Here is a 25,019-nt window from a genome sequence, read left to right on the forward strand (position 1 = left end):
ATGAGTATGTTGCGCGCGATGCAAAACAACCGATCCAGGGAACCGCTCACGTTCGCCCAGCGCGCGATCTGTGTGGCTGCGTTCTCCACGCTACTGGCCGCCTGTGCGACGCGGCTCGACAACGCGCCCGTCGTCGACCGCTCCGGGTCGCTCGGCACGACCGCCGCCGCGCAACCCGCGGTGCCGCTCGGTCCGCCGCCGCCGGGCTTCTATCGTGTGAAGCCGGGTGACACGCTGTACCGGATTGCGCTCGAGAACGGCCAGAACTATCGCGACATCGCGACGTGGAACAATCTGGCGAACCCGAACCAGATCGAAGTCGACCAGTTGCTGCGCGTGGCGCCGCCGGGCGGCGCTGCAGTGGCGGGCACGCCGGCCGCCGCGCCGATCGTCGGTGGTGCGGTCGCGACCGCGCCGCTGAGCAGCGGTCCGGCCGCGCCGGCCGCCGGCACGTCGTCCGCGCTCGCCGCCACGCCGCCGGCCGCGGCGACCGGATCGAGCGATACGGCGGCGGCGCCGAGCGGCCCCGTGACGTTCGCGTGGCCCGCGCGCGGCCCCGTGCTGAACGGGTTCGACGATGCGAAGAACAAAGGTGTCAATATCGGCGGGACGGCCGGCGAGGCCGTGAAGGCGGCGGCGGACGGCCGCGTCGTTTACTCCGGCAACGGTCTGCGTGGTTACGGCAACCTCATTATCATCAAACACGATGCAACTTACCTCACGGCGTATGCACACAATCGCGCTTTGATGGTAAAAGAGGGGGACGCGGTAACGAAGGGGCAGAAGATCGCCGAGATGGGTAACAGCGATGCCGACCGCGTGATGCTGCATTTCGAGGTTCGCCGGCAGGGTAAGCCTGTCGATCCGCTGAAGTATTTGCCGCCTCAATAACCGAGACGACCATGCCGAAATCGAAGCGCCACGAGCCGCAAGCCGAGTCTGAGAAGATCAGTCGTGCCACGCAAGCATCGGTGGGGCGAGTGGGTGCTTCGACGGACGACGAAGAGGATGTCGCGGAAAACGAACGTGATCTCGAGGCACGCGACGCCGACGCGGACGGTGGCGACGACGAGCGCGAAGGCCGCCAGGAAGCCGCGCCCGACGTCGACGATTTCCGCACGCTGTTGCAGGCCGAACTCACGGCCGACACGATCCAGCATTACCTGAACCGTATCAGCGTGAAGCCGCTGCTGACCGTCGAGGAAGAGCAGCGTTATTCGCGTCTCGCGAAGGCCGGCGAATTCGAGGCGCGACAGGTGATGATCGAGCGCAACCTGCGGCTCGTCGTCAGTATCGCGAAGGGCTACCTGAACCGCGGCGTGCCGCTGCTCGACCTGATCGAGGAAGGCAACCTCGGCCTGATGCACGCGATCGAGAAATTCGACCCGACGCGCGGTTTCCGTTTCTCGACCTACGCAACATGGTGGATCCGGCAGAGCATCGAGCGGGCGATCATGAACCAGGCCCGCACGGTGCGCCTGCCCGTGCACGTGATCCGCGAACTGAACCAGGTGCTGCGCGCGAAGCGCCACCTCGAAAAGAATTCGATGTCGACGGGCGAGGCGGCCGAACGCCGTGAAGCCAGCATCGACGACATCGCCTATCTCACCGGCAAGACCGCCGAGGAAGTCACCGATATCCTCGCGCTCAACGAGCATACGGCGTCGCTCGATGCGCCGCTCGACCTCGATCCCGCGAGCAGCCTGCTCGACCTGCTGCCCGACGACCAGAGCCAGTCGCCCGACGCCGAGGTGCAGCACCGAGAGCTCGAAACGCTGACGCGCGCGTGGTTGTCGCGGCTGTCCGACAAGCACCGGCACGTGATCGAGCGCCGCTTCGGCCTGAACCACATCGAACCGGCGACGCTCGAGGAGCTCGCCGACGAGATGGGGCTCACGCGCGAACGCGTGCGGCAGATCCAGCAGGAAGCGCTGGTGCGCCTCAAGCGGTTCTTCGCCTCCAACGGCGTGCGCAAGGACGCCGTTCTGTAACCGATGACCCCGATTCTTGTTTTTGACATCGAGACGATTCCCGATGTCGACGGCATTCGCCGTCTGGAAGACCTGCCCGCGACGCTCGACGATGCCGCGGTGGCCGAACACGCGTTCGCCGCACGCCGCGAGAAGACCGGCGGTGATTTCCTGCCGCACCACCTGCAGCGGATCGCGGCGATCTCGTGCGTGTTTCGCGACAACAACGGTTTTCGCGTGCGCTCGCTCGGGACGCCGCAGGACAACGAAGCGACGCTGATCCAGTCGTTCTACCGCGTGATCGAGAAATACACGCCGCAGCTCGTGTCGTGGAACGGCGGCGGCTTCGATCTGCCGGTGCTCCATTACCGCGCACTCGTGCACGGCATTCCCGCCACCCGCTACTGGGATCTCGGCGAGGACGACCGTGAATTCAAGTGGAACAACTACATTTCGCGCTATCACTCGCGGCATACCGACCTGATGGATGTGCTCGCGATGTATCAGGCGCGGGCGAACGCGCCGCTCGATGCGCTCGCGAAGCTGTGCGGCTTTCCGGGCAAGCTCGGGATGGACGGCAGCCAGGTGTGGCCGGCGTTTCGGGACGGGCGGATCGACGAAATCCGCAACTATTGCGAAACCGACGTCGTCAACACCTACCTGCTGTATTGCCGGTTCCAGTTGATGCGCGGCGGCCTGACGCCGAGCGAGTATGCGGACGAGATCCTGCTCGTGAAGAACGCGCTTGCGCTGGAACCGGCGCCGCACTGGGTCGAATACCTCGCCGGCTTCGACGCGTAGCGCGAGCGCGCCGCGCCGTCGCCGGGGCGATCAGCCGAGTTCGAGCAGCACCGGCTGGTGATCGGACGCGCGTACGTCGCCGTCGATCTCGCAGCCGATGACGCGCGGCAACAGCGTGTCGGTCACGAACACGAAATCGCACGCGAGCGGCCCGTCCGACCATTGCACCGTATCGTAGATGCCGGCCGTCGGCGGCGGTGTATGGCCGGGATGCCGCGCGATCCACGCGTCGACGAAACCTGGTGCGTCGGCAATCGGCTCCAGGAAGTGCCGGTACGCATCGTTGTCGAATGCGCTGTTGAAATCGCCGCAGACGATTGCATCGCGGGGCTGTCCGGTCGCGCTGAACGGCCCCTCGGGCGTTTCGGCGGGAGCGGGTTGATCCGCGTGCGCGCAGGCCTCGCGATGCCGGTCGCGTAGCGCGTCGACCTGCGCAAGCCGCTGGTGCGCCGAGTAGTACTCCAGATGCGTGGTGACCACGCGCAACGACCCGAAGGGCGCCTGCAACTCGATATCCAGCGCGACGCGCGGCATCGACGGCGCGCCGGCATCGGCCGGCCACGGCAGCGATTGGCGCAGCACGCGCCCGACCGGCAGCCGCGTCGCAATTGCGTTGCCGAACTGGCGGCGCGGGGCGCCCGGCCGGATGGCCGGCAAGTCGGCGCCGATGGCGTCGACGATCGTATAGCCGGGCAGCAGCGCCGCGAGTTCGGCGAACTGGTCGGGGCCGGGCCGGCCGGGTAGAGCATCGAAGCCGCGTGTGAGCTCCTGCAGGCAGAGCACGTCGAAGTCGCCGAGCCGGCGGATGGCCGCGACGGTGCGGGGAAGATCGACGACGCCGTCCGCGTCCCGACCCCATTGGATGTTCCAGTCGATCAATCGCATGGTCGAGTCTCCTTGGTCTGCTGCTGCGAGCAGAACCCGTGCCGCGGTGGGGCCGCGTTGCGTATCGCACGCGGCCTCCCTGCGGGCAACGGGGGGCGGTCGTCAGTCGCCCACGTGCGACGCAGCGCGGCCTGCGCATCAGCAGCGGCGCTTGCGCGACGAAAGCGCGCGACGGGGGCCTTCGTCGTCTACAATCTCGCCTTCTTCAACGTTTGTCAGGAAAAGCTGGTGTCCGAAGCCGTCCCCACTTCTGCGCGCAAATCGAAAAACGCGCCCGTCGCGCCCGGGCCCGCCCCGGTTCTCGAGATCGAATCGCTCGACATGGAAGCGCGCGGTGTCGGCCGCACGATGACCGAGGACGGCGAGCCGGGCAAGGTGATCTTCGTCGAAGGCGCGCTGCCGGGCGAACGCGTGACCTATTCGAGCTATCGTCGCAAGCCGAGCTACGAGCAGGCGACGGTTGTCGACATTCTGCGCCCGAGCGTCATGCGCACCCAGCCGAAGTGCATGTTCTTCGGCACCTGCGGCGGCTGCTCGATGCAGCATCTCGACATGCGCGCGCAGGTGGCGGTCAAGCAGCGCGTGCTGGAAGATAACCTGTGGCACCTGGCGAAGCTGCGCGCGGAAACGATGTTCGCGCCGATCCACGGCCCGTCGTGGGGCTATCGCTACCGGGCGCGCCTGACCGTGCGCAACGTCGCGAAGAAGGGCGGCGTGCTGGTCGGCTTCCACGAGAAGAAGAGCAGCTACGTGGCCGACATGACGAGCTGCGAAGTGCTGCCGCCGCACGTGTCGGCGATGCTCGTGCCGCTGCGGCGGCTCGTCGAGGGGCTGTCGATTCGCGACCGGATGCCGCAGATCGAGCTCGCGGTCGGCTCGACCGTCACGGCGCTCGTGCTGCGCGTGCTGGAGCCGATCAACGCGGACGACGAAGCGCTGCTGCGCGCGTTCGCTGACGAGCACAAGGTGCAGTTCTGGCTGCAGCCGAAGGGGCCGGACACGGTGACGCCGTTCTATCCGCTCGACGTGTCGCTCGACTACACGCTGCCGGAATTCGGCATTCGCATGCCGTTCAAGCCGACCGATTTCACGCAGGTCAATCACCAGATCAACCGTGTGCTGGTGGGCCGCGCGCTGCGCCTGCTCGCACCGTCGCGCGACGACCGCGTGCTCGACCTGTTCTGCGGGATCGGCAACTTCACGCTGCCGCTCGCGCGGCTGTCGCGCGAAGTGATGGGCATCGAGGGCAGCGACACGCTGACCACGCGCGCGCTGGCGAACGCACGCGAGAACGGTGTCGACGGCCACACGACGTTCGCGTGCCGGAACCTGTTCGAGGTGACGGGCGACGATCTCCGCGCGCTCGGCGCATTCGACAAGTTCCTGATCGACCCGCCGCGCGAAGGCGCGCTCGCGGTATCGAAGGCGCTGGCCGAGATCGCGCAGAGCGGCGCAGGCCCGTTGCCGAAGCGCATCGTCTACGTGTCGTGCAACCCGTCGACGCTCGCGCGCGATGCGGGCCTGCTCGTGCACGAGGCCGGCTACCGGCTGAAGGGCGCCGGGGTCGTGAACATGTTCCCGAATACGTCGCACGTCGAATCGATCGCGCTGTTCGAGCGCGACTGAGCCGGGCGGCGGACGTAAAAAAACCGGCCCGCGGGCCGGTTTTTCATGGTGCGTGCCGAACGTCAGTTGCGGTTGCCGCCGAAGATGCCGAGCAGCGCGAGCAGGTTCGTGAACACGTTGTACAGATCGAGGTAGATCGCGAGCGTGGCCGAGATGTAGTTCGTCTCGCCGCCATTCACGACGCGCTGGACGTCGAACAGCATGTAGGCCGAGAAGATCGCGATCGCGAGTACCGACACGGTGAGCATCAGCGCGGGCAGTTGCAGGAAGATGTTCGCGACCGACGCCAGCAGGATCACGATCACGCCCATGAACAGCCACTTGCCGAGCCCCGAGAAGTCGCGCTTGCTGACGGTGGCGATCGTTGCCATCGTGGCGAAGATGATGCCGGTGCCGCCGAACGCGAGCATGATCAGCGACGGGCCGTTCGAGAAGCCGAGGATGAAGCTCAGCAGCCGCGACAGCATCAGGCCCATGAAGAACGTGAAGCCGAGCAGCACGAACACGCCGGCCGCGCTGTTTTTCGTCCGCTCGATCGCGAACATGAAGCCGAACGCGATCGCGAAGAACGCGAGCAGGCTCATCATCGGGCTCGTGGCCGCGAACAGCGAGAAGCCCGTCGCGACGCCGACCCAGGCGCCCAGCACGGTCGGCACCATCGACAGCGCGAGCAGCCAGTACGTGTTCCGCAGCACGCGGTTGCGAACCTCGGCGGTGCTGACGGAACCGCCGCGGCCGAAATTGTACGGATAGTCGTTCATGGTTTCTCCTAACATTGAACGCGTGGGCGTCCGGGGCCGGTTCGGCGCGCGCGATGTGCGGCGCAGCAAACCGGGGCAGCTATGGCTAAGATACGTTCCGTGCCGGGAGGTTTCAATGGCCCGGCGGAACAAAACATATGGATTCTGAACCTTTCATTCGTGTAAGGGTTCAATCGCAATGATACACGGGATCGTGCTACAATAGCGGATTCATTTGAACCTGTAACTTCTTAATTTTTTGGAGTTTTTATGGCAATCGAGCGCACCCTGTCGATCATCAAGCCGGATGCGGTGGCAAAGAACGTGATCGGCCAGATCTACAGCCGTTTCGAAGGCGCCGGCCTGAAGATCGTCGCATCGCGCATGGCACACCTGTCGCGTGCTGACGCAGAGAAGTTCTATGCAGTTCACGCAGCGCGTCCGTTCTTCAAGGATCTCGTCGATTTCATGATCTCGGGCCCGGTGATGATCCAGGTTCTGGAAGGTGAAGGCGCGATCCTGAAGAACCGCGACCTGATGGGTGCGACGGATCCGAAGAAGGCGGAAAAGGGCACGATCCGCGCCGACTTCGCCGACAGCATCGACGCGAACGCCGTGCACGGCTCGGACGCTGCGGAAACGGCAGCGGTCGAAATCGCGTTCTTCTTCCCGGAAATGAACGTTTACTCGCGTTAAGCCCTGGCTGACAGCAAGTAGGCAGGATTCAGCGCACGCGGCAAGGCAGCACATCATGACGAGCGAAACTTCCGTCAATCTTCTCGACTTCGACGCCGAGGGTCTTGTCGCGTACTGCGGCAGCCTGGGCGAGAAGCCGTTCCGCGCCAAGCAGTTGCAGCGCTGGATCCACCAGTACAACGCCGGCGATTTCGACGGCATGACCGATCTCGCGAAGTCCCTGAGAGAAAAGCTCAAGGGCCGCGCGTCGATCGTGATGCCGGACATCGCCAGCGATCACGTTTCCACCGACGGCACGCGCAAGTGGCTGATCGACGTCGGAAACGGCAATGCGGTCGAAACCGTGTTCATCCCGGAAGAGACGCGCGGCACGCTGTGCGTGTCGTCGCAGGCCGGGTGCGCGGTGAACTGCCGCTTCTGCTCGACGGGCAAGCAGGGCTTCTCCCGCAACCTGTCGACAGCCGAAATCATCGGCCAGCTCCGGATGGCCGAATTTGCACTGCGAGCGTCGCTGGGCCGCGCGCCCGGCCCGAACGGCAAGGCCGAACGGGTCGTCACCAACGTGGTGATGATGGGCATGGGCGAGCCGCTCCTGAATTACAGCGCGGTCGTCCCCGCGATGCGGCTGATGCTCGACGACAACGCGTACGGCCTGTCGCGCCGTCGCGTCACGCTGTCGACGTCCGGCGTGGTGCCGATGATGGACCGCCTCGGCGCCGAGTTGCCGGTCGCGCTGGCCGTTTCGCTGCATGCGCCGAACGATGCGCTGCGCGACGAGCTGGTGCCGCTCAACAAGAAGTATCCGCTTCGCGAGCTGATGGCTGCGTGCCAGCGTTATCTGAAGGTCGCGCCGCGCGACTTCATCACTTTCGAATACTGCATGCTCGACGGCGTCAACGACACCGAAGCGCATGCGCGCGAACTGCTGGCCGTCACGCGTGACGTGCCGTGCAAGTTCAACCTGATCCCGTTCAATCCGTTTCCGGAATCGGGCCTCATCCGCTCGAAGCCGGAGCAGATCAAGCGCTTCGCGCAAGTCCTCATCGATGCGGGTGTCGTCACGACCGTGCGCAAGACGCGCGGCGACGACATCGACGCCGCGTGCGGGCAGTTGGCCGGCGCGGTGAAGGATCGCACGCGCCTCGCGGAACGAACGGGCGCAGCAGGAAAAATCATCGAAGTTCGGGCAGTTTGACGGGGGCACCTGGCCGGGGTGCCCGAACCCTTTGGCGGTGCAACACGCGAATAGCGATCGGTCGCGGCGTCTCGGCGCCGCGCATGGTATGAACCGTTGCGGGTGCCGGTCGGCAGGAGTCGGCGGCAGCCGCCAGTGAAGAAGAATCGACGCGAGGACAAGGATGAGTGAGCCGCAGCCGTCTAACGGCGCAGAGACGAATGCCGCGAAGCCGGCACCGGCCGGACTGGAATCGCTGGCGGCGGTCGGCAGCCGGCTGGCGCAGCTTCGGGAGACGAAGGGCTGGTCAGTCGACGACGTGTCGGCGCGACTCAAGGTCGCACCGCAGAAGCTCCGGGCGCTCGAGTCTGGCGACATCAGCCATTTGCCCGGTGTGACGTTCGCGCTCGGTGTCGTGCGCAGCTACGCGAAGATGCTCGGCGTCGATCCGGAACCGTTCGCGCAGGCGCTGCGCCGCGAGCGCGGGGTACCGGAAGTCGACCTGTCGATGCCTGCGTCGTCGGGCACGGATCTGCCGCGCGGCCGCGTGTCGATTCCGCTGGGCGGCTCGTCGCGCCACCACCCTTGGCTGTGGGGAACGGGCATCGTCATCGTCGCGGTGGTCGCCGTACTGATGTGGCACACTGGCGGCGATTCGTCGAGCCTGCTTGCACGCTTCAAGGGCGGCGAGGCCGAGCATGCGTCGGCCGCGAGTGCGACGGCGGCATCGTCGTCGGCTGAAGAAGCGGCCACGAACGGCGCGTCGGCAGCGGTGGCGAATGAGGTTCCGGCCCCGGCTGCTGCATCGGCTGCCCCGGCGCAGGCGATCGCGTCGGCGGTTCCGGCGCCTGCGGCCCCGGTCGCGACGGCGGCTGCGTCGCAGCCCGTGGCGGCAACGGCGGCTGCCAGCGCGGCCGCGCCGGCCCAGCCGGCGAGCGTCGTGGTGGCGGCAGGCCAGTCGATGGTCGAACTGAAGGTCAAGCAGGATTGCTGGTTCAGCGTGCGCGACAAGAACGGCAAGGAGCTGTTCTCGGCGCTGGTGCGTGCCGGCGAAACGAAGCAGGTGGCCGGTGACGGGCCGTTCAAGGTCACGATTGGCAACAAGGCCGGCCTCGACGCGGTTGCGTTCGACGGAAAACCGGTCGATCCGGCAAAATATTCGGCAGCGCGGGGTAACGTGGCGCGGTTCACGTTGCCCTGACGTCAAGCGCCGTGGCGAAGGCCTGTCGTCGATCTCGGCAGGCCGTGAGGGCACGGCGCTTTTTCAATTCATGCGCCGCGTCGCGGCGCATTCCGCGTAAATGGATCTATCGATGCAATCCGAAGCTCAATCCCCACGCAGCAGTCAGATTTGTTCAACCGAGCCGGTGTTCGGCGGGCATCAGCCGCGCCGCGTATCGCATGCGGTGGATGTCCGCTGGGGCGGGCAACTCGTGACGATCGGCGGCGACGCGCCGGTGCGCGTGCAGTCGATGACGAATACCGACACGGCCGATGCGATCGGCACGGCGATCCAGATCAAGGAACTCGCGAATGCGGGCTCCGAGCTGGTGCGCATCACGGTCAACACGCCCGAAGCCGCGGCCGCCGTGCCGGCGATTCGCGAGCAGCTCGACCGGATGGGCGTAACCGTGCCGCTCGTCGGCGATTTCCACTACAACGGCCACCTGCTGCTGCGCGACTATCCGGGCTGCGCCGAGTCGCTGTCGAAGTACCGGATCAACCCCGGTAACGTCGGTCAGGGTGCGAAGCGCGATACGCAGTTCGCGCAGATGATCGAGGCCGCGGCGAAGTACGACAAACCGGTGCGGATCGGCGTGAACTGGGGCAGCCTCGACCAGGACCTGCTCGCACGCATGATGGACGAGAACGGCGCGCGCGCGCAGCCGTGGGACGCGCAGAGCGTGATGTACGAGGCGCTGATCCAGTCGGCGATCGGCTCGGCCGAACGCGCGGTCGAGCTCGGCCTCGGCCGTGACCGCATCGTGCTGTCGTGCAAGGTCAGCGGCGTGCAGGACCTGATCGCCGTGTACCGCGAACTCGGCCGCCGCTGCGGCTTCGCGCTGCACCTCGGGCTGACCGAGGCCGGCATGGGCTCGAAGGGGATCGTCGCGTCGACGGCCGCGCTCGGCGTGCTGCTGCAGGAAGGCATCGGCGACACGATCCGCATCTCGCTGACGCCGGAGCCGGGCGCGTCGCGCACGGGCGAAGTGATCGTCGGCCAGGAAATCCTGCAGACGATGGGCCTGCGCTCGTTCGCGCCGATGGTGATCGCGTGCCCGGGCTGCGGCCGCACGACGAGCACGCTGTTCCAGGAACTCGCGATGCAGATCCAGACCTACCTGCGCGAGCAGATGCCGGTCTGGCGCAAGGAATATCCGGGCGTCGAGAAGATGAACGTCGCGGTGATGGGCTGCATCGTCAATGGCCCGGGCGAATCGAAGCACGCGAACATCGGCATCAGCCTGCCGGGTTCGGGCGAGAACCCGGCCGCACCCGTCTTCATCGACGGCGAGAAGGTCAAGACGCTGCGCGGCGAGCGGATCGCCGAGGAATTCCAGCAGATCGTCAGCGACTACGTCGCACGCAATTACGGCCGCACCGAGGCCCTGAACTAATTCGTCCACACACACGAACGATGACTGAACAGAAACGCAAGATCGAGAAGCTCACCGGCGTCAAAGGCATGAACGACATCCTTCCGCAGGATGCCGGCCTGTGGGAATTCTTCGAAGCTACCGTGAAATCGCTGCTGCGCGCGTACGGCTACCAGAACATCCGCACGCCGATCGTCGAACATACGCAGCTCTTCACGCGCGGCATCGGCGAAGTCACGGACATCGTCGAGAAGGAGATGTACAGCTTCACCGACGCGCTGAACGGCGAGAACCTGACGATGCGCCCGGAAAACACCGCGGCCGTCGTGCGTGCGTCGATCGAGCACAACATGCTGTACGACGGCCCGAAGCGCCTGTGGTACATCGGCCCGATGTTCCGTCACGAGCGTCCGCAGCGCGGCCGCTATCGCCAGTTCCACCAGGTCGGCGTCGAGGCGCTCGGCTTCGCGGGTCCCGATGCGGATGCCGAGATCATCATGATGTGCCAGCGCCTGTGGGACGACCTCGGCCTGACCGGCATCAAGCTCGAGATCAACTCGCTCGGCCTCGCCGAAGAGCGCGCCGCGCACCGCGTCGAACTGATCAAGTACCTCGAGCAGTTCGCCGACGTGCTCGACGAGGACGCGAAGCGCCGCCTGTATACGAACCCGCTGCGCGTGCTCGACACGAAGAACCCGGCGCTGCAGGACATCGCGCAGAACGCACCGAAGCTGATCGATTTCCTCGGCGACGAATCGCGCGCGCATTTCGAAGGGCTGCAGCGCCTGCTGCTCGCGAACAACATTCCGTTCAAGATCAACCCGCGTCTGGTGCGTGGCCTCGATTACTACAATCTGACCGTGTTCGAATGGGTGACCGACAAGCTCGGCGCACAGGGCACGGTCGCGGCCGGCGGCCGCTACGATCCGCTGATCGAGCAGCTCGGCGGCAAGCCGACCGCCGCGTGCGGCTGGGCGATGGGCATCGAGCGCATCCTCGAGCTGCTGAAGGAAGAGGATCTCGCGCCCGAGCAGGAAGGCGTCGACGTGTACGTCGTGCACCAGGGCGACACCGCGCGCGAACAGGCGTTCATCGCGGCCGAGCGCCTGCGCGACACGGGCCTCGACGTGATCTTCCACTGCAGCGCCGACGGCGCGCCGGCGAGCTTCAAGTCGCAGATGAAGCGGGCCGATGCGAGCGGCGCCGCGTTCGCGGTGATCTTCGGCGAAGAAGAGGTCGCGAACGGCACGGTGGGCGTGAAAGCGTTGCGCGGCGCGGGTGCGGAAGGGGAAAAGAACGTTCAGCAGACCGTACCGGTCGAAAGCTTGACCGAATTCCTAATCAATGCGATGGTTGCATCCGCCGAAGACGGCGACGACTGATCGCGCTGGCATCCGCTCGACAAGAAAAGCCTGAACAGGAAGAAGGAATCGCTCGCCGATGAGTTATCACGACGAACAAGAATCGATTGAAAGTCTCAAGGCGTGGTGGGCCCGCTGGGGCAACCTCACCACGTGGATCGTGCTCGCGGCGCTCGTCGTCGCGGCCGGTTTCAACGGCTGGAACTACTGGCAGCGCCGTCAGGCCGCCGAGGCGTCCGGGCTGTACGAGCAGGTCCAGAAGGCTGCCGCCGCGAACGACAAGGCAACGATGGCCCGCGCGGCTGCCGACATGGAAGACAAGTTCGGCAGCACGCCGTATGCGCAGATGACGGCGCTCGCGGCCGCGAAGACGCTGTATGCGGCTGGCGACGCGGCAGGCGCGAAGGAGCAGCTGCAATGGGCCGTCGATCACGCCAAGGACGACGAGTACAAGCAGATCGCGAAGCTGCGCCTCGCGTCGCTGCTGCTCGACGAGAAGGCGTACGATGCGGGCCTCGCGCTGCTGTCGGGTACGCCGGTCGATGCATTCAAGGGCCTCGTGGCCGATCGTCGCGGCGATCTGCTTGCCGCGCAAGGCAAGACCGACGACGCGCGCGCGGCTTACAAGCTCGCGCTCGACGGCCTGTCGAAGGACGACCAGTCCGCGCGCCAGCTCGTGCAGTTCAAGCTGGACGCGCTCGGCGGCTGAATTCAGGTCCCCTCAACCTCTTAACTCTGCTTCGCTAACCGATGAATTTGCTGAAACGTTACGCTGTGCCCGTTGCCTGCGCGGCGGCTGTCCTCGCTTTGACGGCTTGCTCGTCGTCGAAGGACGCGCGCCGCGTGCCGACGCCGCTCACCGAGTTCAAGCCCGTCATGGACGTGCAACAGGTCTGGAAGGCGAGCGTCGGCAAGGGCGGACGCTACCTGTTCTCGCCGGTGGCCGTGGGCGACGCGGTCTATGCGGCGGGCGAAAACGGTGCGGTCGAGAAGATCGACGCGAAGACGGGCCAGACGCTGTGGCGCTCGAAGGTCGGTTCGGATCTGTCGGCCGGTGTCGGCAGCGACGGCAACCTGACCGCGGTCGGTGCGTTGAAGGGCGGCGTGTTCGTGCTGGGCCCGGACGGCAAGCAACTGTGGAAGACCAGCGTGCAGGGCGAGATCTTCTCGCCGCCGCTCGTCGGCAACGGCCTCGTGGTCGTCCGCACGATCGACGGCCAGGTGATCGCGTTCAACGCGCAGACGGGCGAGCAGAAGTGGAACTACCGCAACCGTGCGGTGCCGCTGAACCTGCGCGTGTCGGCGGGCATGACGTTCGCGGGCGACGCGGCCGTGCTCGCGGGCTTCCCGGGCGGCGGTCTGGTCGCGATCAACCTGCAGACGGGTGAGCCGTTCTGGCAAACCCCGGTGTCGTTCCCGAAGGGTGTGACCGAAGTCGAGCGCATCAACGACGTCAGCGGCCCGCCGACACTCGTGGGCGCGGAAGCCTGCGCGGTGACGTTCCAGGGGCAGCTCGGCTGCTTCGATGCAAACTCGGGCCGGCCGCTGTGGGAAAAGCCGTTCTCGAGCCGCAGCGGCCTTGCGCAGGACGATTCGGTGGTCGCCGGCGGCGACGACTGGTCGGTCGTCACCGCGTACGATGCGGCCACGGGCAATCAGCTCTGGCGCAACGACAAGCTGAAGAGCCGTGACGTCGGCGTGCCGTACCTGCTCGGGCATGCGGTCGTGATGGGCGATTACAAGGGCTTCGTGCATTTCCTGTCGCGCGAGGACGGCAGCTTCATCGCGCGGATGAAGACCGACGGCAGCGCGATCACGGCGGCGCCGGTCCTCGCGGGCAACACGCTCGTCGTGCAGACGAAGGACGGCGGCCTGTACGGGTTCCGTCCGCGCTGACGCGCAGCAAACAGGTGCGGCCGTGGCGCGGCGGGCAGTTCCCGCGCGCCGCGGCCGCGCGACTTGAAGGCGGCCGGTGTTCCCGGCCGCTCGGTATTTGAAAGGCAGTTCGAGACGAAAGACGACGGCACGCAACGCGTGCCGGGCGCGCGCATCCGGCGCGGCGCGAATTCGTGATATTTTCATTCAGCGCAGCCGCCCGCAGCAGCGGGCCTCCCGCTGCTGCGCTTCACCGTAGAAAACACAGATGAAACCGGTCATTGCCCTCGTTGGGCGCCCCAATGTGGGGAAATCCACGCTGTTCAACCGGCTCACGCGCTCGCGCGATGCGCTGGTCGCCGACTTGCCCGGCCTGACGCGCGATCGCCATTACGGCGAAGGGCGCGTCGGCGAACGGCCTTACCTGGTCGTCGATACGGGCGGCTTCGAACCCGTCGCGAAGGACGGCATCCTGCACGAAATGGCGCGCCAGACGCGGCAGGCCGTTGAGGAAGCCGACGTCGTCGTGTTCATCGTCGACGGCCGTAACGGGCTCGCGCCGCAGGACAAGTCGATCGCCGACTACCTGCGCAAGACCGGCCGGCCGATCTTCCTGGTCGTCAACAAGGCCGAAGGGATGAAGTACACGGCGGTCGCGACGGACTTCTACGAGCTGGGGCTCGGCGATCCGCGCGCGATCTCGGCCGCGCACGGCGACGGCGTGACCGACATGATCAACGAGGCGCTCGAAGTCGCGTACGCGGGCCAGCCCGAGGAAGCGGACGAGGACGATCCGTCGCGCGGCATCAAGATCGCGATCGTCGGCCGGCCGAACGTCGGCAAGTCGACGCTCGTCAACGCGCTGATCGGCGAAGACCGCGTGATCGCGTTCGACATGCCGGGCACGACGCGCGATTCGATCTACGTCGACTTCGAACGTAACGGCAAGAAATACACGCTGATCGACACGGCCGGCCTGCGCCGCCGCGGCAAGGTGTTCGAGGCGATCGAGAAGTTCTCGGTCGTGAAGACGCTGCAGTCGATCTCCGACGCGAACGTCGTCATTCTTCTGCTGGATGCGCAGCAGGATATTTCCGACCAGGACGCACACATCGCCGGCTTCGTCGTCGAGCAGGGCCGCGCGCTCGTGATCGGCGTCAACAAATGGGACGGCCTGGACGACCACGCGCGCGACCGCGCGAAAGCGGATTTGACCCGCAAGCTGAAATTCCTCGACTTCGCGAAATCGCACTTCATTTCGGCCGCGAAGAAGACGGGCATCGGCGCGCTGATGCGCTCGGTCGACGACGCGTACGCGGCCGCGATGGCGAAGCTGCCGACGCCGAAGCTCACGCGCGCGCTGATCGAGGCCGTCGAGTTCCAGCAGCCGCGCCGTCGCGGCCCGGTGCGTCCGAAGCTGCGCTATGCGCACCAGGGCGGCCAGAATCCGCCGATCATCGTGATCCACGGCAACGCGCTCGACGCGGTGACGGAAACGTACAAGCGTTACCTCGAAAACCGATTCCGCGAAACTTTCTCGCTGACCGGGACTCCATTGCGCATAGAGTTCCGTTCGTCGAACAACCCGTACGCGGACAAGGGCTGAAGCACGCCCTGCAAGGCATCGGCCCCATGGCCAGTGGCCGGGCGGGGCAGGCAAAATCAGCTATAGTGTAGCGATTGGCGCCGGATCTCTTTTTCTTCGTCGCCAATCCAGATCAACCTGCAAAAAAAGATGGAGTACGCCATGAGCAACAAAGGGCAATTGTTACAAGACCCGTTTTTGAACGCACTGCGCAAAGAGCACGTTCCCGTTTCGATCTACCTCGTCAACGGCATCAAGCTTCAAGGGAACATTGAATCGTTCGACCAGTACGTCGTGTTGCTCCGTAATACGGTGACCCAGATGGTTTACAAGCACGCCATCTCGACGGTCGTGCCGGCGCGCCCGGTGAATTTCCACCCGGACGCGGAAGCCTCGTCCTAACTTATCGCAGCGGCCGGCATCCGGTCGCCGCGAGCGACCGATGCCAGCCGCCTTATCTTGACACCCGATAATTTGATCAACGCAGCGCTCGTCGGCATCGATTTCGGCAAGACCGATTTCGAAGCCAGTCTCGAAGAACTCAGTCTTCTCGCCTCCAGCGCGGGGGCCCGTCCCGCCGTCACCCTCACCGGTCGTCGCGCCAGTCCCGATGCCAAGATGTTCATCGGCAGCGGCAAAGCCGAAGAATTGCGGCTTGCCTGCGATGCGCACAACGTCGAAATCGTCATCTTCAACCACGCGTTGGCGCCCGCCCAGCAACGCAATCTGGAGCAGGCACTTAACAGGCGCGTGGTCGATCGCACGAGCCTCATCCTCGACATCTTCGCGCAGCGTGCCCGCAGCCACGAAGGCAAGCTGCAGGTGGAACTCGCACAGCTTCAATACCTGTCGACCCGGCTCATTCGCGCGTGGACCCACCTCGAGCGGCAAAAGGGCGGTATCGGCCTGCGCGGCCCCGGCGAAACCCAGCTCGAAACCGACCGTCGGCTGATCGGCGAACGCATCAAGATGCTGAAGTCGCGGCTCGATCGGCTGCGCCGCCAGCACAGCACGCAGCGCCGGCAGCGCGCGCGCAGCGGCACGATGTCGGTGTCGCTCGTCGGCTATACGAACGCGGGCAAGTCGACGTTGTTCAATGCGCTGACGAAAGCGCAGGCGTACGCGGCCGACCAGCTGTTCGCCACGCTCGATACGACGTCGCGGCGCGTGTATCTCGGCGACGAGGTCGGTCAGATCGTTGTGTCCGATACGGTCGGGTTCATCCGCGAGCTGCCTCACCAGCTCGTCGCGGCGTTCCGCGCGACCCTCGAGGAAACGATCCATGCGGATCTGCTGCTGCATGTGGTCGATGCGTCGAGCGCGGTCAGGCTCGAGCAGATCGAGCAGGTCAACGGCGTGCTGCACGAGATCGGCGCGGACACGATCCGACAGGTGCTGGTGTTCAACAAGATCGACGCCGTGCCCGAGCTGGCGGCCCGCGGCGACGCGGTCGAGCGGGACGAGTATGGTAATATTTCGCGCGTCTTTTTGAGCGCGCGCACCGGTCAGGGTCTTGATACGTTGCGTGCCGCCATCGCCGAAATCGCCTCCGCGGAACACCTTTCCAGCGCGACGTTACCCGACGCGCTCGATGGCACGTCCGCTGAACCGCACGAAGACCACACGATTTCCGAACACGGGCGCTAACCGGTCCCGGCCGGTTCGCCGGCGTCCAATCTGGTGAACAAACTCTGGTGAACGAATACAACGAGCGGAGTACCTGGCGGCGGATGCGCGCCTTGCTGTCGATCAACGATCCCCGCTGGGGACGCGGCGAAGGCAATGGCAAGGACGGGTCCCGCCCGCGCGCGAACGAATCGAAGCGTCCGCAAGGCGGCGACGGCGATGGTCCGCCCGATCTCGACGAGATGTGGCGCAACTTCAACCGGCGCCTGAGCGGCCTGTTCGGCGGCAAGGGCGGCAACGGCTTCCGTCCCGACAACGGCCGGGCCGCACGGGTCGGCGTCGGCATCGTGATCGGCGTGCTGGTCGCGGTGTATGCGGGCAGCGGGCTGTTCGTCGTGCAGGAAGGCCAGACGGGCGTCGTACTGCAGCTCGGCAAGCTGTCGGGCACGGTCGGCCAGGGCGTGCATTGGCGCGCGCCGTATCCGTTCGCGTCGCACGAGATCGTCGACACGTCGCAGGTGCGCTCGATCGAGATCGGCCGCAACAACGTCGTGCGCCTTGCAAACGTGAAGGAAGCCGCGATGCTGACGCGCGATGCCGACATCGTCGACGTGCGCTTCATCGTCCAGTACCGGATTCGTTCCGCCACCGATTACCTGTTCCGCAGCGTCGATCCCGAGCGCAGCGTGTCGCAGGCCGCGCAGGCCGCGGTGCGCGCGATCGTCGGCACGCGTAGCGCGGCCGACATGCTGAACCAGGATCGCGATGCGCTGCGCGAGCAGCTTTCCACCGCGATCCAGCGCGACCTCGACCGCTACCAGTCGGGGCTCGAGGTGACGGCCGTCACGATGCAGAGTGTCGCGGCGCCCGAGCAGACCCAGGCCGCGTACGCCGAAGTCGCGAAGGCGCGGGACGAGCGCGAGGCCGCGAAGCGCGCCGCGCAGGCGTATGCAGGCGACCTGCTGCCGAAGGCGCAGGGCGATGCGGCGAAGCTCATTGACGAAGCGAAGGCGTATGCCGATCGTGTGGTCACCGAAGCCGAAGGCGACGCGGACCGCTTCAAGCAGGTCTACGCGCAGTACTCGAAGGCGCCGGCGGTCATCCGCGAGCGGATGTACCTCGAGACGATGCAGGAAATCTATTCGAACGCGACGAAGGTGTTCGTCGGCAACAAGGGCGGCAACAGCGTCGTGTATCTGCCGCTCGACAAGCTCGTCGAGCAGGGGCGGCAAAACGCCGCGGCGTCGACCGGCGCATCCGCGCCCGATGCGGCGTCGGCACCGGCCGCAACGGCGCCCTCGGCAGCCGCTGCCGCGCCGGCGAGCGCCGCACCGGCCGCCACCGCGTCGGGTGTCGACGTGCTGCGATCGCGCGACGCGTTTCGCAGCCGGTCGCGTGAAGACGATACGAAGTAACGGGGAGCGCAGAACATGAACCGAATCATTGCGCTCGTCGTCGCAATCGTGATCGTTGCCTTCGCGGCATCGTCGACGGTCCTGACCGTCGATCCGCGCCATGCGGCCGTGCTGTCGGGCCGCGACGGTACGCAGCCGGAGCTCGCGGGCCCCGGCGTCCACTTCAAGCTGCCGCCGCCGCTGCAGACGGCCACGCTGATCGACACGCGCCTGCAGTCGCTCGAGTCGGCCGATCCGCTGCAGCTGGCAACCGAAGACAAGCATGACCTGCTCGTCGCGTATGCGGTGAAGTACCGGATCAGCGATCCGATGAAATATTTCACGGCGACGGGGGGTGACCCGGCCGCGGCGGTCGAACGACTGTCGGGCGCGCTGAAGAGCGCGCTCGGCGACGCATTCGGCAAGCTCGCGCTCGACGATGCCCTCGGCGGTCAGCGCGCGATCGCCGATGCGGCGCGCGATGCGGCGAAGGCGCAAGCGTCCGGTTTCGGCGTCGACGTGGTCGACGTCCAGCTGACGCGGGTCGACCTGCCGGCCGCGCAGACGGACGCCGTCTATCAGCGGATGATCGGCGCGTTGCGCGACCAGGCGGCCCAGGTGCGTGCGCAAGGCGCGGCCGACGTCGAGCAGATCAAGGCCGACGCCGAACGCGAGCAGCAGGCCGTGCTCGCGAACGCATACAAGTCCGCGCAGACGATCAAGGGCGAGGGCGACGCGAAGGCCGCGACGATCGCCGCCGATGCGTTCGGCCGCGATCCGCAGTTCTATCAGTTCTACGCGAGCCTGCAGGCCTACCGGAATACGTTCAAGCGCAACGACATCATCGTCGTCGATCCCGACAGCGAGTTCTTCCGCTTCATGCGCAGCCCGACGGGCGGTGCCGCACCGGCGGCGCCTGCTCCCCGCAAACATTGACCTTGGGGCGCCGCGTCGAGCGGCGCCGTCGCTCGCATGGACCTGGCTGGCTCGTTGTTGCTCGCAGTAGCGCTGATGCTGATCATCGAGGGGGCGTTCCCCTTCGTGTTTCCCGTCGCCTGGCGCGACACGTTTCGTAGAATAGCCGAGCGGCCGCCGCATCATATCCGGATCGGCGGGCTGATCGTGATGGTGCTCGGGCTCGTGCTGCTGCTGCTCGCGACCTGACGGAGCCCCGATCCGGACGGCGCATCCGCCGTTCGTTCCGCCCGATTTCGAAGTTCCGATTCAACTCGCGGCGCGCGTGTCGCGCGCCGTTTCCCGTCGTAGGACCGTACCGATGTCGACCTGGTTACTTCCCGAGAATATCGCCGACGTGCTGCCGTCGGAAGCGCGCAAGATCGAGGAGCTGCGCCGCAGGCTGCTCGACCGCTTCCGTTCGTACGGCTACGAAATGGTGATGCCGCCGCTGCTCGAGTATCTCGAGTCGCTGCTGACGAGCGGCGGCGCCGATCTGCGCCTGCGCACCTTCAAGCTGGTCGACCAGTTGTCGGGTCGCACGCTCGGCCTGCGCGCGGACATCACGCCGCAGGTCGCGCGGATCGACGCGCACCTGTTGAACCGTCAGGGCGTGACGCGCCTCTGCTACGCGGGCCATGTGATGCATACGCGTCCGCGCGGCCTGCACGCGACCCGCGAGCAGATTCAGATCGGCGCCGAAATCTACGGGCACGCGGGGCTGGAAGCCGATCTCGAGATCCAGCAACTGATGCTCGACGCGCTGCACCTCGCGGGCCTGTCGCGCATCCGTCTCGACCTCGGTCACGCGGGCGTGCTCGCGGCGCTGCTGGCGCGCGACGCGCAGGCCGCCGAGCGCGGCGAGTCGCTGTACGACGCGCTGTCGGGCAAGGACGTGCCGCTGCTGAACGAACTCACCGACGATCTCGGCGCCGACACGCGTGCCGCGCTGCGCGCGCTGCCGAACCTCTACGGCGACGCGAGCGTGCTCGCCGAGGCGCGCACGCGCCTGCCGGTGCTGCCGGAAATCACGCGGGCGCTGGACGATCTCGCGCAGCTTGCGTCGCAGGCGAAGGGCGTCGAAGTCGCGATCGATCTCGCCGACCTGCGCGGCTACGCGTATCACAGCGGCGCGATGTTCAGCGCCTACATCGACGGCGTGCCGAACGCGATCGCGCGCGGCGGTCGTTACGACCACGTGGGGCAGGCCTATGGCCGCTCCCGTCCGGCAACCGGCTTCTCGCTCGATCTGCGCGAGCTCGCGCGGATTTCGCCAGTCGAGGCGCGCGGCACCGCGATCCTCGCGCCGTGGGCGCAGGACGACGCGCTGGGCGCGGCGGTCGCGGCGCTGCGCGATGCGGGCGAGGTCGTGATCCAGGCACTGCCGGGCCACGACCACGTACTCGACGAATTCGCATGCGATCGTTCGCTCGTCGAGCGCAACGGCGCATGGGTGGTCGAACCCCGGTAAAGAGGCGTTCGCGGGCCGTGCTTCGGCGTGCATATCGTTGAAGCGAAACGGAAAAATTCGGAATCGCCCGCGAACATAGGTAGAATACGTTTTTAACCAGCTAACGAATCAACATGTCTGCCAGCGCAGTGAACGTGACTCCCGGGCGCAATGTCGTCGTCGTGGGAACGCAATGGGGTGATGAAGGCAAGGGCAAGATCGTCGACTGGCTGACGGACCACGCTCAGGGCGTCGTGCGTTTCCAGGGCGGTCACAACGCCGGCCACACCCTCATCATCGGCGGCAAGAAAACGATCTTGCGCCTCATTCCGTCGGGCATCATGCGTGAAGGCGTCGCCTGCTACATCGGCAACGGCGTCGTTCTGTCCCCCGAAGCACTGTTCAAGGAAATCGGCGAGCTCGAAGAAGCAGGCGTGAACGTGCGCGACCGTCTGTTCATCTCCGAAGCCACGACGCTGATCCTGCCGTACCACATCGCGATCGATCAGGCGCGCGAAGCGCGCAAGGGTGCGGGCAAGATCGGCACGACGGGCCGCGGCATCGGCCCTGCGTACGAAGACAAGGTCGGTCGCCGCGCGCTGCGCGTGCAGGACCTGTTCGACGCGAAGACCTTCGCCGATCGCCTGCGCGAAAATCTCGATTACCACAACTTCGTGCTGACCCAGTATCTGGGCGGCGCGGCCGTCGACTTCCAGGCCACGCTCGATACGATGCTCGGCTATGCCGACCGCCTGAAGCCGATGGTGGCCGACGTGTCGCGCCGCCTGTACGACGCGAACAATGCGGGCCAGAACCTGCTGTTCGAAGGCGCGCAAGGCACGCTGCTCGACATCGACCACGGCACCTATCCGTTCGTCACGTCGAGCAACTGCGTCGCCGGTGCGGCGTCGGCCGGCGCGGGCGTCGGTCCGCAGAAGCTCAACTACATCCTCGGCATCACGAAGGCGTATTGCACGCGCGTCGGCTCGGGCCCGTTCCCGAGCGAGCTGTACGATGCGGACAACCCGCAGCGCCAGGACCAGATCGGCGTCACGCTCGCGAACGTCGGCAAGGAATTCGGCTCGGTCACCGGCCGTCCGCGCCGCACCGGTTGGCTCGATGCGGCTGCGCTGCGCCGCTCGATCCAGATCAACGGCGTGTCGGGCCTGTGCATGACGAAGCTCGACGTGCTCGACGGCCTCGACGAAGTCAAGCTGTGCGTCGGCTACAAGGTCGACGGCAAGGACGTGGACATCCTGCCGCGTGGCGCGGTTGATGTCGCGCGTTGCGAACCGGTGTACGAGACGTTCGCCGGCTGGAAGGAAAGCACGGTCGGGATCAACACGTGGGACGCACTGCCGGCGAACGCGCAGGCCTACCTCGCACGCGTCCAGGAAGTGGCTGGCGTGCCGGTCGACATGGTGTCGACGGGCCCGGACCGCGACGAAACGATCCTGCTCCGCCATCCGTTCAAGGTGTAATTCCGAGATGACGCAGCAAATCACGATGACGGCGGCAGACTTGATGACCGATCCGCGCAACGACGACAAGAACCTGTGGGTAGGCTGGGACGAGTATCACCGGCTGATCGAGCTGCTCGCGCTCCAGGTGCACGCCTCGGGCTGGAAGTTCGACCAGATCCTGTGCCTCGCGCGCGGCGGCCTGCGCGTCGGCGACCAGCTGTCGCGCATCTATGACGTGCCGCTCGCGATCCTCGCGACGAGTTCGTACCGGGAAGCGGCCGGCACCGAGCAGGGCGAGCTCGACATCGCGCAGTACATCACGATGACGCGCGGCCATCTCGCGGGCAACGTGCTGCTGGTCGACGACCTCGTCGATTCCGGCGTCACGCTCGCACGCGTGCAGGAGCATCTGAAGGAGCGCTATCCGGCGGTCACGGCCGTACGTTCGGCCGTGCTCTGGTACAAGGGTTGCTCGAAGGTCAAGCCCGACTATCACACGCAGTTCCTGCCGACGAATCCGTGGATTCATCAGCCGTTCGAGGAGTGGGACACGGTTCGTCCGCACAACCTCGAGGCGTGGATCAAGCGCGGTCGCGCACAGCGCGACGGTTCGGGCGCGTAAGCGGCCGGCCGATCGAAGGAAAGCCTTGTACGGCGCCGCTTGCGGCGCCGTTTTTCATTGGCGCGCGCGTGGCGCCACGCGGGGCGCCTTGCGGACCCGATAGGCAGGCGGCGCGGCCCCGGCTATGATGGCAGCCCTGCCACAGGTCGCGCCGGATTGCATGCGCAGCGTGGATCACGTGGTTCCACGGCAACACGGCAGGGCGGCGTTTCACGGGGGCGCGAGTAGAATAGCGCTCGTTTTGTCCGACCCGGACCCGATTATTACGCTTCATATGAACGACACGACTCACGCGACCGACGCCGCACACTCGCCGCATTCGACGCAACAACACTCGATGCGGGCGCTAGCGATAGCAGCCATCGGCGTCGTGTTCGGCGACATCGGCACCAGCCCGCTGTATTCGCTCAAGGAAGCGTTCAGCCCCGCGCACGGCATTCCGCTGACCGAAGGGTCGATTCTCGGCGTGATCTCGCTGCTGTTCTGGGCCATCTTGCTGGTGGTCGGCGTCAAGTACCTGCTGTTCGTGATGCGGGCGGACAACAACGGCGAAGGCGGCGTGCTCGCGCTGATGGCGCTGTCGCTGCGGCCGCTCGATTCGAAAACCCGTGTCGCGGGCGCGCTGATGGCGCTCGGGATATTCGGCGCGTGCATGTTCTACGGGGACGCGGTGATCACGCCGGCGATTTCCGTGATGTCGGCCGTCGAAGGTCTCGAGATCGCGACGCCGCACCTGTCCCATCTCGTGCTGCCGATCACGATCGTGATCCTGATCGCGCTGTTCTGGATCCAGCGGCACGGTACCGCGCTGGTCGGCAAGCTGTTCGGCCCGATCATGGTGCTGTGGTTCGTCGTGATCGCGGCGCTCGGCGTGTATCACATCGTGCGCGTGCCGGGCATCATCGCGGCAATCAATCCGTATTACGCGGCGTCGTTCATGGCCGACCACCTGCTGCAGGCCTACGTCGTGCTCGGCTCGGTCGTGCTGGTGCTGACCGGCGCGGAAGCGCTCTATGCGGACATGGGCCACTTCGGTGCCAAGCCGATCCGGTACGCCGCGTACGGGCTCGTGATGCCGTCGCTCGTGCTGAACTACTTCGGTCAGGGCGCGCTGCTGATCCAGAATCCGAAAGCGATCGAAAACCCGTTCTTCCTGCTGGCGCCCGAATGGGGGCTGCTGCCGCTCGTCGTGCTGTCGACGGTCGCGACCGTGATCGCGTCGCAAGCGGTGATCTCCGGCGCGTACTCGCTGACGTCGCAGGCGATCCAGCTCGGCTACGTGCCGCGCATGAAGGTGCTGCATACGTCCGAGCTCGCGATCGGCCAGATCTACGTGCCGGTCGTGAACTGGCTGCTGCTGGCCGTGATCCTCTGTATCGTCGTCGGTTTCAAGAGCTCGGACAACCTCGCGGCTGCGTACGGCATCGCGGTGACGGCGACGATGGTGATCACGACCGTGCTCGCGTGCGTCGTGATGGTGAAGGTGTGGAACTGGAACCGGCTGCTGGTCGGCGCGATCATCGCGGTGTTCCTTGCGATCGACCTCGGCTTTTTCGGCGCAAACCTGCTGAAGGTCGCGCAGGGCGGCTGGCTGCCGCTCGGCATCGGCGCGTTGCTGTTCTTCCTGCTGATGACCTGGTACAAGGGGCGTCACATCGTCAAGGAACGCACGGCGGCCGACGGTATTCCGCTGGAGCCGTTCCTGCAGGGGCTGCTCGCGCATCCGCCGCACCGGGTGTCCGGCACCGCGATCTACCTGACCGGCAACGACAAGTTGGTGCCCGTCAGCCTGCTGCACAACCTGAAGCACAACAAGGTCCTGCACGAGCGGACCATTTTCCTGACGTTCGTCACGCGCGACATTCCGTACGTGCGCGACGACAAGCGCCAGAGCGCGCGCGACGCGGGCGGCGGCCTGTACATCGTCAAGGCCGAGTACGGCTTCAACGAGACGCCGGACGTGAAGGCCGTGCTCGAGGAATTCGGCCGGACGCACGACATGACGTTCGAGCTGATGGACACGTCGTTCTTCCTCGCGCGCGAAACGGTCGTGCCGACGCATTTGCCGGGGATGTCGATCTGGCGCGAGCGCGTATTCGCGTGGATGCACCAGAATGCCGCGAAGCCGACCGATTTCTTCGCGATTCCGGCGAACCGCGTCGTCGAGCTCGGGACGAAGATCGAGATCTGACGAGCGCGG

Annotated in this window: 23 protein-coding genes; 21 read left to right on the forward strand and 2 right to left on the reverse strand. The window is 66.1% G+C overall.

Annotated elements, in window-relative coordinates:
- The 3 genes from BLS50_RS15845 to BLS50_RS15855 are packed head-to-tail and all read left to right on the forward strand — an operon-like array spanning position 1 to position 2,771.
- On the forward strand, positions 1–891 hold the full coding sequence (locus tag BLS50_RS15845) for a peptidoglycan DD-metalloendopeptidase family protein (protein ID WP_006478669.1): 891 nt from the start codon (positions 1–3) through the stop codon (positions 889–891).
- A gap of 11 nt (positions 892–902) precedes the next feature.
- Positions 903–1,991 carry an RNA polymerase sigma factor RpoS gene (gene rpoS / locus BLS50_RS15850; RefSeq protein WP_011694300.1) on the forward strand — a complete coding sequence of 363 codons (1,089 nt, stop codon included), beginning with the start codon at positions 903–905 and terminating at the stop codon, positions 1,989–1,991.
- 3 nt (positions 1,992–1,994) lie between these two features.
- On the forward strand, positions 1,995–2,771 hold the full coding sequence (locus BLS50_RS15855) for a 3'-5' exonuclease (RefSeq protein WP_074802594.1): 777 nt from the start codon (positions 1,995–1,997) through the stop codon (positions 2,769–2,771).
- A 30-nt stretch (positions 2,772–2,801) separates the two neighbouring features.
- Here the strand turns inward: BLS50_RS15855 and BLS50_RS15860 are convergent, their stop codons facing one another.
- Positions 2,802–3,656 (reverse strand): endonuclease/exonuclease/phosphatase family protein, encoded by an 855-nt coding sequence (locus tag BLS50_RS15860; RefSeq protein ID WP_074802595.1) that lies wholly within the window; start codon positions 3,654–3,656, stop codon positions 2,802–2,804.
- A gap of 321 nt (positions 3,657–3,977) precedes the next feature.
- On the opposite strand from BLS50_RS15860, the gene rlmD reads away from it, so the two are divergent.
- The gene (rlmD, locus tag BLS50_RS15865; RefSeq protein ID WP_249191959.1) at positions 3,978–5,282 is read left to right on the forward strand and encodes a 23S rRNA (uracil(1939)-C(5))-methyltransferase RlmD; all 1,305 of its coding nucleotides are present in this window, start codon (positions 3,978–3,980) and stop codon (positions 5,280–5,282) included.
- A gap of 62 nt (positions 5,283–5,344) precedes the next feature.
- Here the strand turns inward: rlmD and BLS50_RS15870 are convergent, their stop codons facing one another.
- A complete protein-coding gene (locus BLS50_RS15870; protein WP_006484459.1) occupies positions 5,345–6,043 on the reverse strand; it encodes a Bax inhibitor-1/YccA family protein in 699 nt (232 codons plus the stop codon).
- 249 nt (positions 6,044–6,292) lie between these two features.
- Here BLS50_RS15870 and ndk point away from each other — a divergent pair, with 249 nt between their 5' ends.
- The 17 genes from ndk (at position 6,293) to BLS50_RS15960 (ending at position 25,010) form a co-directional block, all read left to right on the forward strand.
- Positions 6,293–6,718 carry a nucleoside-diphosphate kinase gene (gene ndk, locus BLS50_RS15875; RefSeq protein WP_006478674.1) on the forward strand — a complete coding sequence of 142 codons (426 nt, stop codon included), beginning with the start codon at positions 6,293–6,295 and terminating at the stop codon, positions 6,716–6,718.
- A gap of 55 nt (positions 6,719–6,773) precedes the next feature.
- Positions 6,774–7,913, forward strand: coding sequence for a dual-specificity RNA methyltransferase RlmN (rlmN, locus tag BLS50_RS15880; protein WP_011549686.1), 1,140 nt, complete (start codon positions 6,774–6,776; stop codon positions 7,911–7,913).
- A 163-nt stretch (positions 7,914–8,076) separates the two neighbouring features.
- On the forward strand, positions 8,077–9,093 hold the full coding sequence (locus BLS50_RS15885; RefSeq protein WP_074802597.1) for a helix-turn-helix domain-containing protein: 1,017 nt from the start codon (positions 8,077–8,079) through the stop codon (positions 9,091–9,093).
- Positions 9,094–9,205: 112 nt separating this feature from the next.
- Positions 9,206–10,510: a flavodoxin-dependent (E)-4-hydroxy-3-methylbut-2-enyl-diphosphate synthase gene (gene ispG / locus BLS50_RS15890; protein ID WP_006483314.1), complete on the forward strand. Its 1,305-nt coding sequence runs from the start codon at positions 9,206–9,208 to the stop codon at positions 10,508–10,510.
- Positions 10,511–10,530: 20 nt separating this feature from the next.
- On the forward strand, positions 10,531–11,871 hold the full coding sequence (gene hisS, locus BLS50_RS15895; protein ID WP_011549689.1) for a histidine--tRNA ligase: 1,341 nt from the start codon (positions 10,531–10,533) through the stop codon (positions 11,869–11,871).
- Between the two features lie 58 nt (positions 11,872–11,929).
- A complete protein-coding gene (locus BLS50_RS15900) occupies positions 11,930–12,559 on the forward strand; it encodes a tetratricopeptide repeat protein (RefSeq protein ID WP_074802598.1) in 630 nt (209 codons plus the stop codon).
- 41 nt (positions 12,560–12,600) lie between these two features.
- Positions 12,601–13,746, forward strand: a complete 1,146-nt coding sequence (gene bamB, locus BLS50_RS15905; protein ID WP_011549691.1) for an outer membrane protein assembly factor BamB — start codon at positions 12,601–12,603, stop codon at positions 13,744–13,746.
- Between the two features lie 247 nt (positions 13,747–13,993).
- Positions 13,994–15,331: a ribosome biogenesis GTPase Der gene (gene der, locus BLS50_RS15915; RefSeq protein WP_011549692.1), complete on the forward strand. Its 1,338-nt coding sequence runs from the start codon at positions 13,994–13,996 to the stop codon at positions 15,329–15,331.
- Positions 15,332–15,472: 141 nt separating this feature from the next.
- Complete coding sequence (gene hfq, locus BLS50_RS15920; protein ID WP_006399927.1) at positions 15,473–15,712, forward strand: RNA chaperone Hfq; 240 nt, start codon at positions 15,473–15,475, stop codon at positions 15,710–15,712.
- 72 nt (positions 15,713–15,784) lie between these two features.
- Positions 15,785–16,957 (forward strand): GTPase HflX, encoded by a 1,173-nt coding sequence (hflX, locus tag BLS50_RS15925; RefSeq protein ID WP_006483315.1) that lies wholly within the window; start codon positions 15,785–15,787, stop codon positions 16,955–16,957.
- Positions 16,958–17,004: 47 nt separating this feature from the next.
- Positions 17,005–18,351, forward strand: a complete 1,347-nt coding sequence (gene hflK / locus BLS50_RS15930) for an FtsH protease activity modulator HflK (protein ID WP_074802599.1) — start codon at positions 17,005–17,007, stop codon at positions 18,349–18,351.
- A gap of 15 nt (positions 18,352–18,366) precedes the next feature.
- Positions 18,367–19,266, forward strand: a complete 900-nt coding sequence (hflC, locus tag BLS50_RS15935; RefSeq protein ID WP_074802600.1) for a protease modulator HflC — start codon at positions 18,367–18,369, stop codon at positions 19,264–19,266.
- Between the two features lie 36 nt (positions 19,267–19,302).
- A complete protein-coding gene (locus BLS50_RS15940) occupies positions 19,303–19,494 on the forward strand; it encodes a DUF2065 domain-containing protein (RefSeq protein WP_006478685.1) in 192 nt (63 codons plus the stop codon).
- Between the two features lie 112 nt (positions 19,495–19,606).
- Entirely contained in the window at positions 19,607–20,755 is a 1,149-nt protein-coding gene (locus BLS50_RS15945) for an ATP phosphoribosyltransferase regulatory subunit (protein ID WP_011549695.1), read from the forward strand.
- Between the two features lie 113 nt (positions 20,756–20,868).
- A complete protein-coding gene (locus BLS50_RS15950; RefSeq protein WP_006478687.1) occupies positions 20,869–22,215 on the forward strand; it encodes an adenylosuccinate synthase in 1,347 nt (448 codons plus the stop codon).
- Between the two features lie 7 nt (positions 22,216–22,222).
- Positions 22,223–22,819, forward strand: a complete 597-nt coding sequence (locus tag BLS50_RS15955; protein ID WP_006478688.1) for a phosphoribosyltransferase — start codon at positions 22,223–22,225, stop codon at positions 22,817–22,819.
- Positions 22,820–23,093: 274 nt separating this feature from the next.
- Complete coding sequence (locus tag BLS50_RS15960; protein WP_006478689.1) at positions 23,094–25,010, forward strand: potassium transporter Kup; 1,917 nt, start codon at positions 23,094–23,096, stop codon at positions 25,008–25,010.
- Positions 25,011–25,019 lie beyond the last annotated feature (9 nt).

This window comes from Burkholderia orbicola, from assembly GCF_900100915.1.
Classification (GTDB): domain Bacteria; phylum Pseudomonadota; class Gammaproteobacteria; order Burkholderiales; family Burkholderiaceae; genus Burkholderia; species Burkholderia orbicola.

Bases quoted from the DNA above. Each gene is read 5' to 3' on its own strand.
- BLS50_RS15900 (WP_074802598.1), top strand. From the start codon at position 11,930: ATGAGTTATCACGACGAACAAGAATCGATTGAAAGTCTCAAGGCGTGG.
- BLS50_RS15960 (WP_006478689.1), top strand. From the start codon at position 23,094: ATGAACGACACGACTCACGCGACCGACGCCGCACACTCGCCGCATTCG.
- BLS50_RS15955 (WP_006478688.1), top strand. From the start codon at position 22,223: ATGACGCAGCAAATCACGATGACGGCGGCAGACTTGATGACCGATCCG.
- rlmN (WP_011549686.1), top strand. From the start codon at position 6,774: ATGACGAGCGAAACTTCCGTCAATCTTCTCGACTTCGACGCCGAGGGT.
- rpoS (WP_011694300.1), top strand. From the start codon at position 903: ATGCCGAAATCGAAGCGCCACGAGCCGCAAGCCGAGTCTGAGAAGATC.
- BLS50_RS15845 (WP_006478669.1), top strand. From the start codon at position 1: ATGAGTATGTTGCGCGCGATGCAAAACAACCGATCCAGGGAACCGCTC.
- BLS50_RS15950 (WP_006478687.1), top strand. From the start codon at position 20,869: ATGTCTGCCAGCGCAGTGAACGTGACTCCCGGGCGCAATGTCGTCGTC.
- BLS50_RS15885 (WP_074802597.1), top strand. From the start codon at position 8,077: ATGAGTGAGCCGCAGCCGTCTAACGGCGCAGAGACGAATGCCGCGAAG.
- ndk (WP_006478674.1), top strand. From the start codon at position 6,293: ATGGCAATCGAGCGCACCCTGTCGATCATCAAGCCGGATGCGGTGGCA.
- hfq (WP_006399927.1), top strand. From the start codon at position 15,473: ATGAGCAACAAAGGGCAATTGTTACAAGACCCGTTTTTGAACGCACTG.
- BLS50_RS15945 (WP_011549695.1), top strand. From the start codon at position 19,607: ATGTCGACCTGGTTACTTCCCGAGAATATCGCCGACGTGCTGCCGTCG.
- ispG (WP_006483314.1), top strand. From the start codon at position 9,206: ATGCAATCCGAAGCTCAATCCCCACGCAGCAGTCAGATTTGTTCAACC.
- rlmD (WP_249191959.1), top strand. From the start codon at position 3,978: ATGGAAGCGCGCGGTGTCGGCCGCACGATGACCGAGGACGGCGAGCCG.
- BLS50_RS15860 (WP_074802595.1), bottom strand. From the start codon at position 3,656: ATGCGATTGATCGACTGGAACATCCAATGGGGTCGGGACGCGGACGGC.
- BLS50_RS15940 (WP_006478685.1), top strand. From the start codon at position 19,303: ATGGACCTGGCTGGCTCGTTGTTGCTCGCAGTAGCGCTGATGCTGATC.
- hflC (WP_074802600.1), top strand. From the start codon at position 18,367: ATGAACCGAATCATTGCGCTCGTCGTCGCAATCGTGATCGTTGCCTTC.
- hisS (WP_011549689.1), top strand. From the start codon at position 10,531: ATGACTGAACAGAAACGCAAGATCGAGAAGCTCACCGGCGTCAAAGGC.
- BLS50_RS15855 (WP_074802594.1), top strand. From the start codon at position 1,995: ATGACCCCGATTCTTGTTTTTGACATCGAGACGATTCCCGATGTCGAC.
- BLS50_RS15870 (WP_006484459.1), bottom strand. From the start codon at position 6,043: ATGAACGACTATCCGTACAATTTCGGCCGCGGCGGTTCCGTCAGCACC.
- bamB (WP_011549691.1), top strand. From the start codon at position 12,601: ATGAATTTGCTGAAACGTTACGCTGTGCCCGTTGCCTGCGCGGCGGCT.
- der (WP_011549692.1), top strand. From the start codon at position 13,994: ATGAAACCGGTCATTGCCCTCGTTGGGCGCCCCAATGTGGGGAAATCC.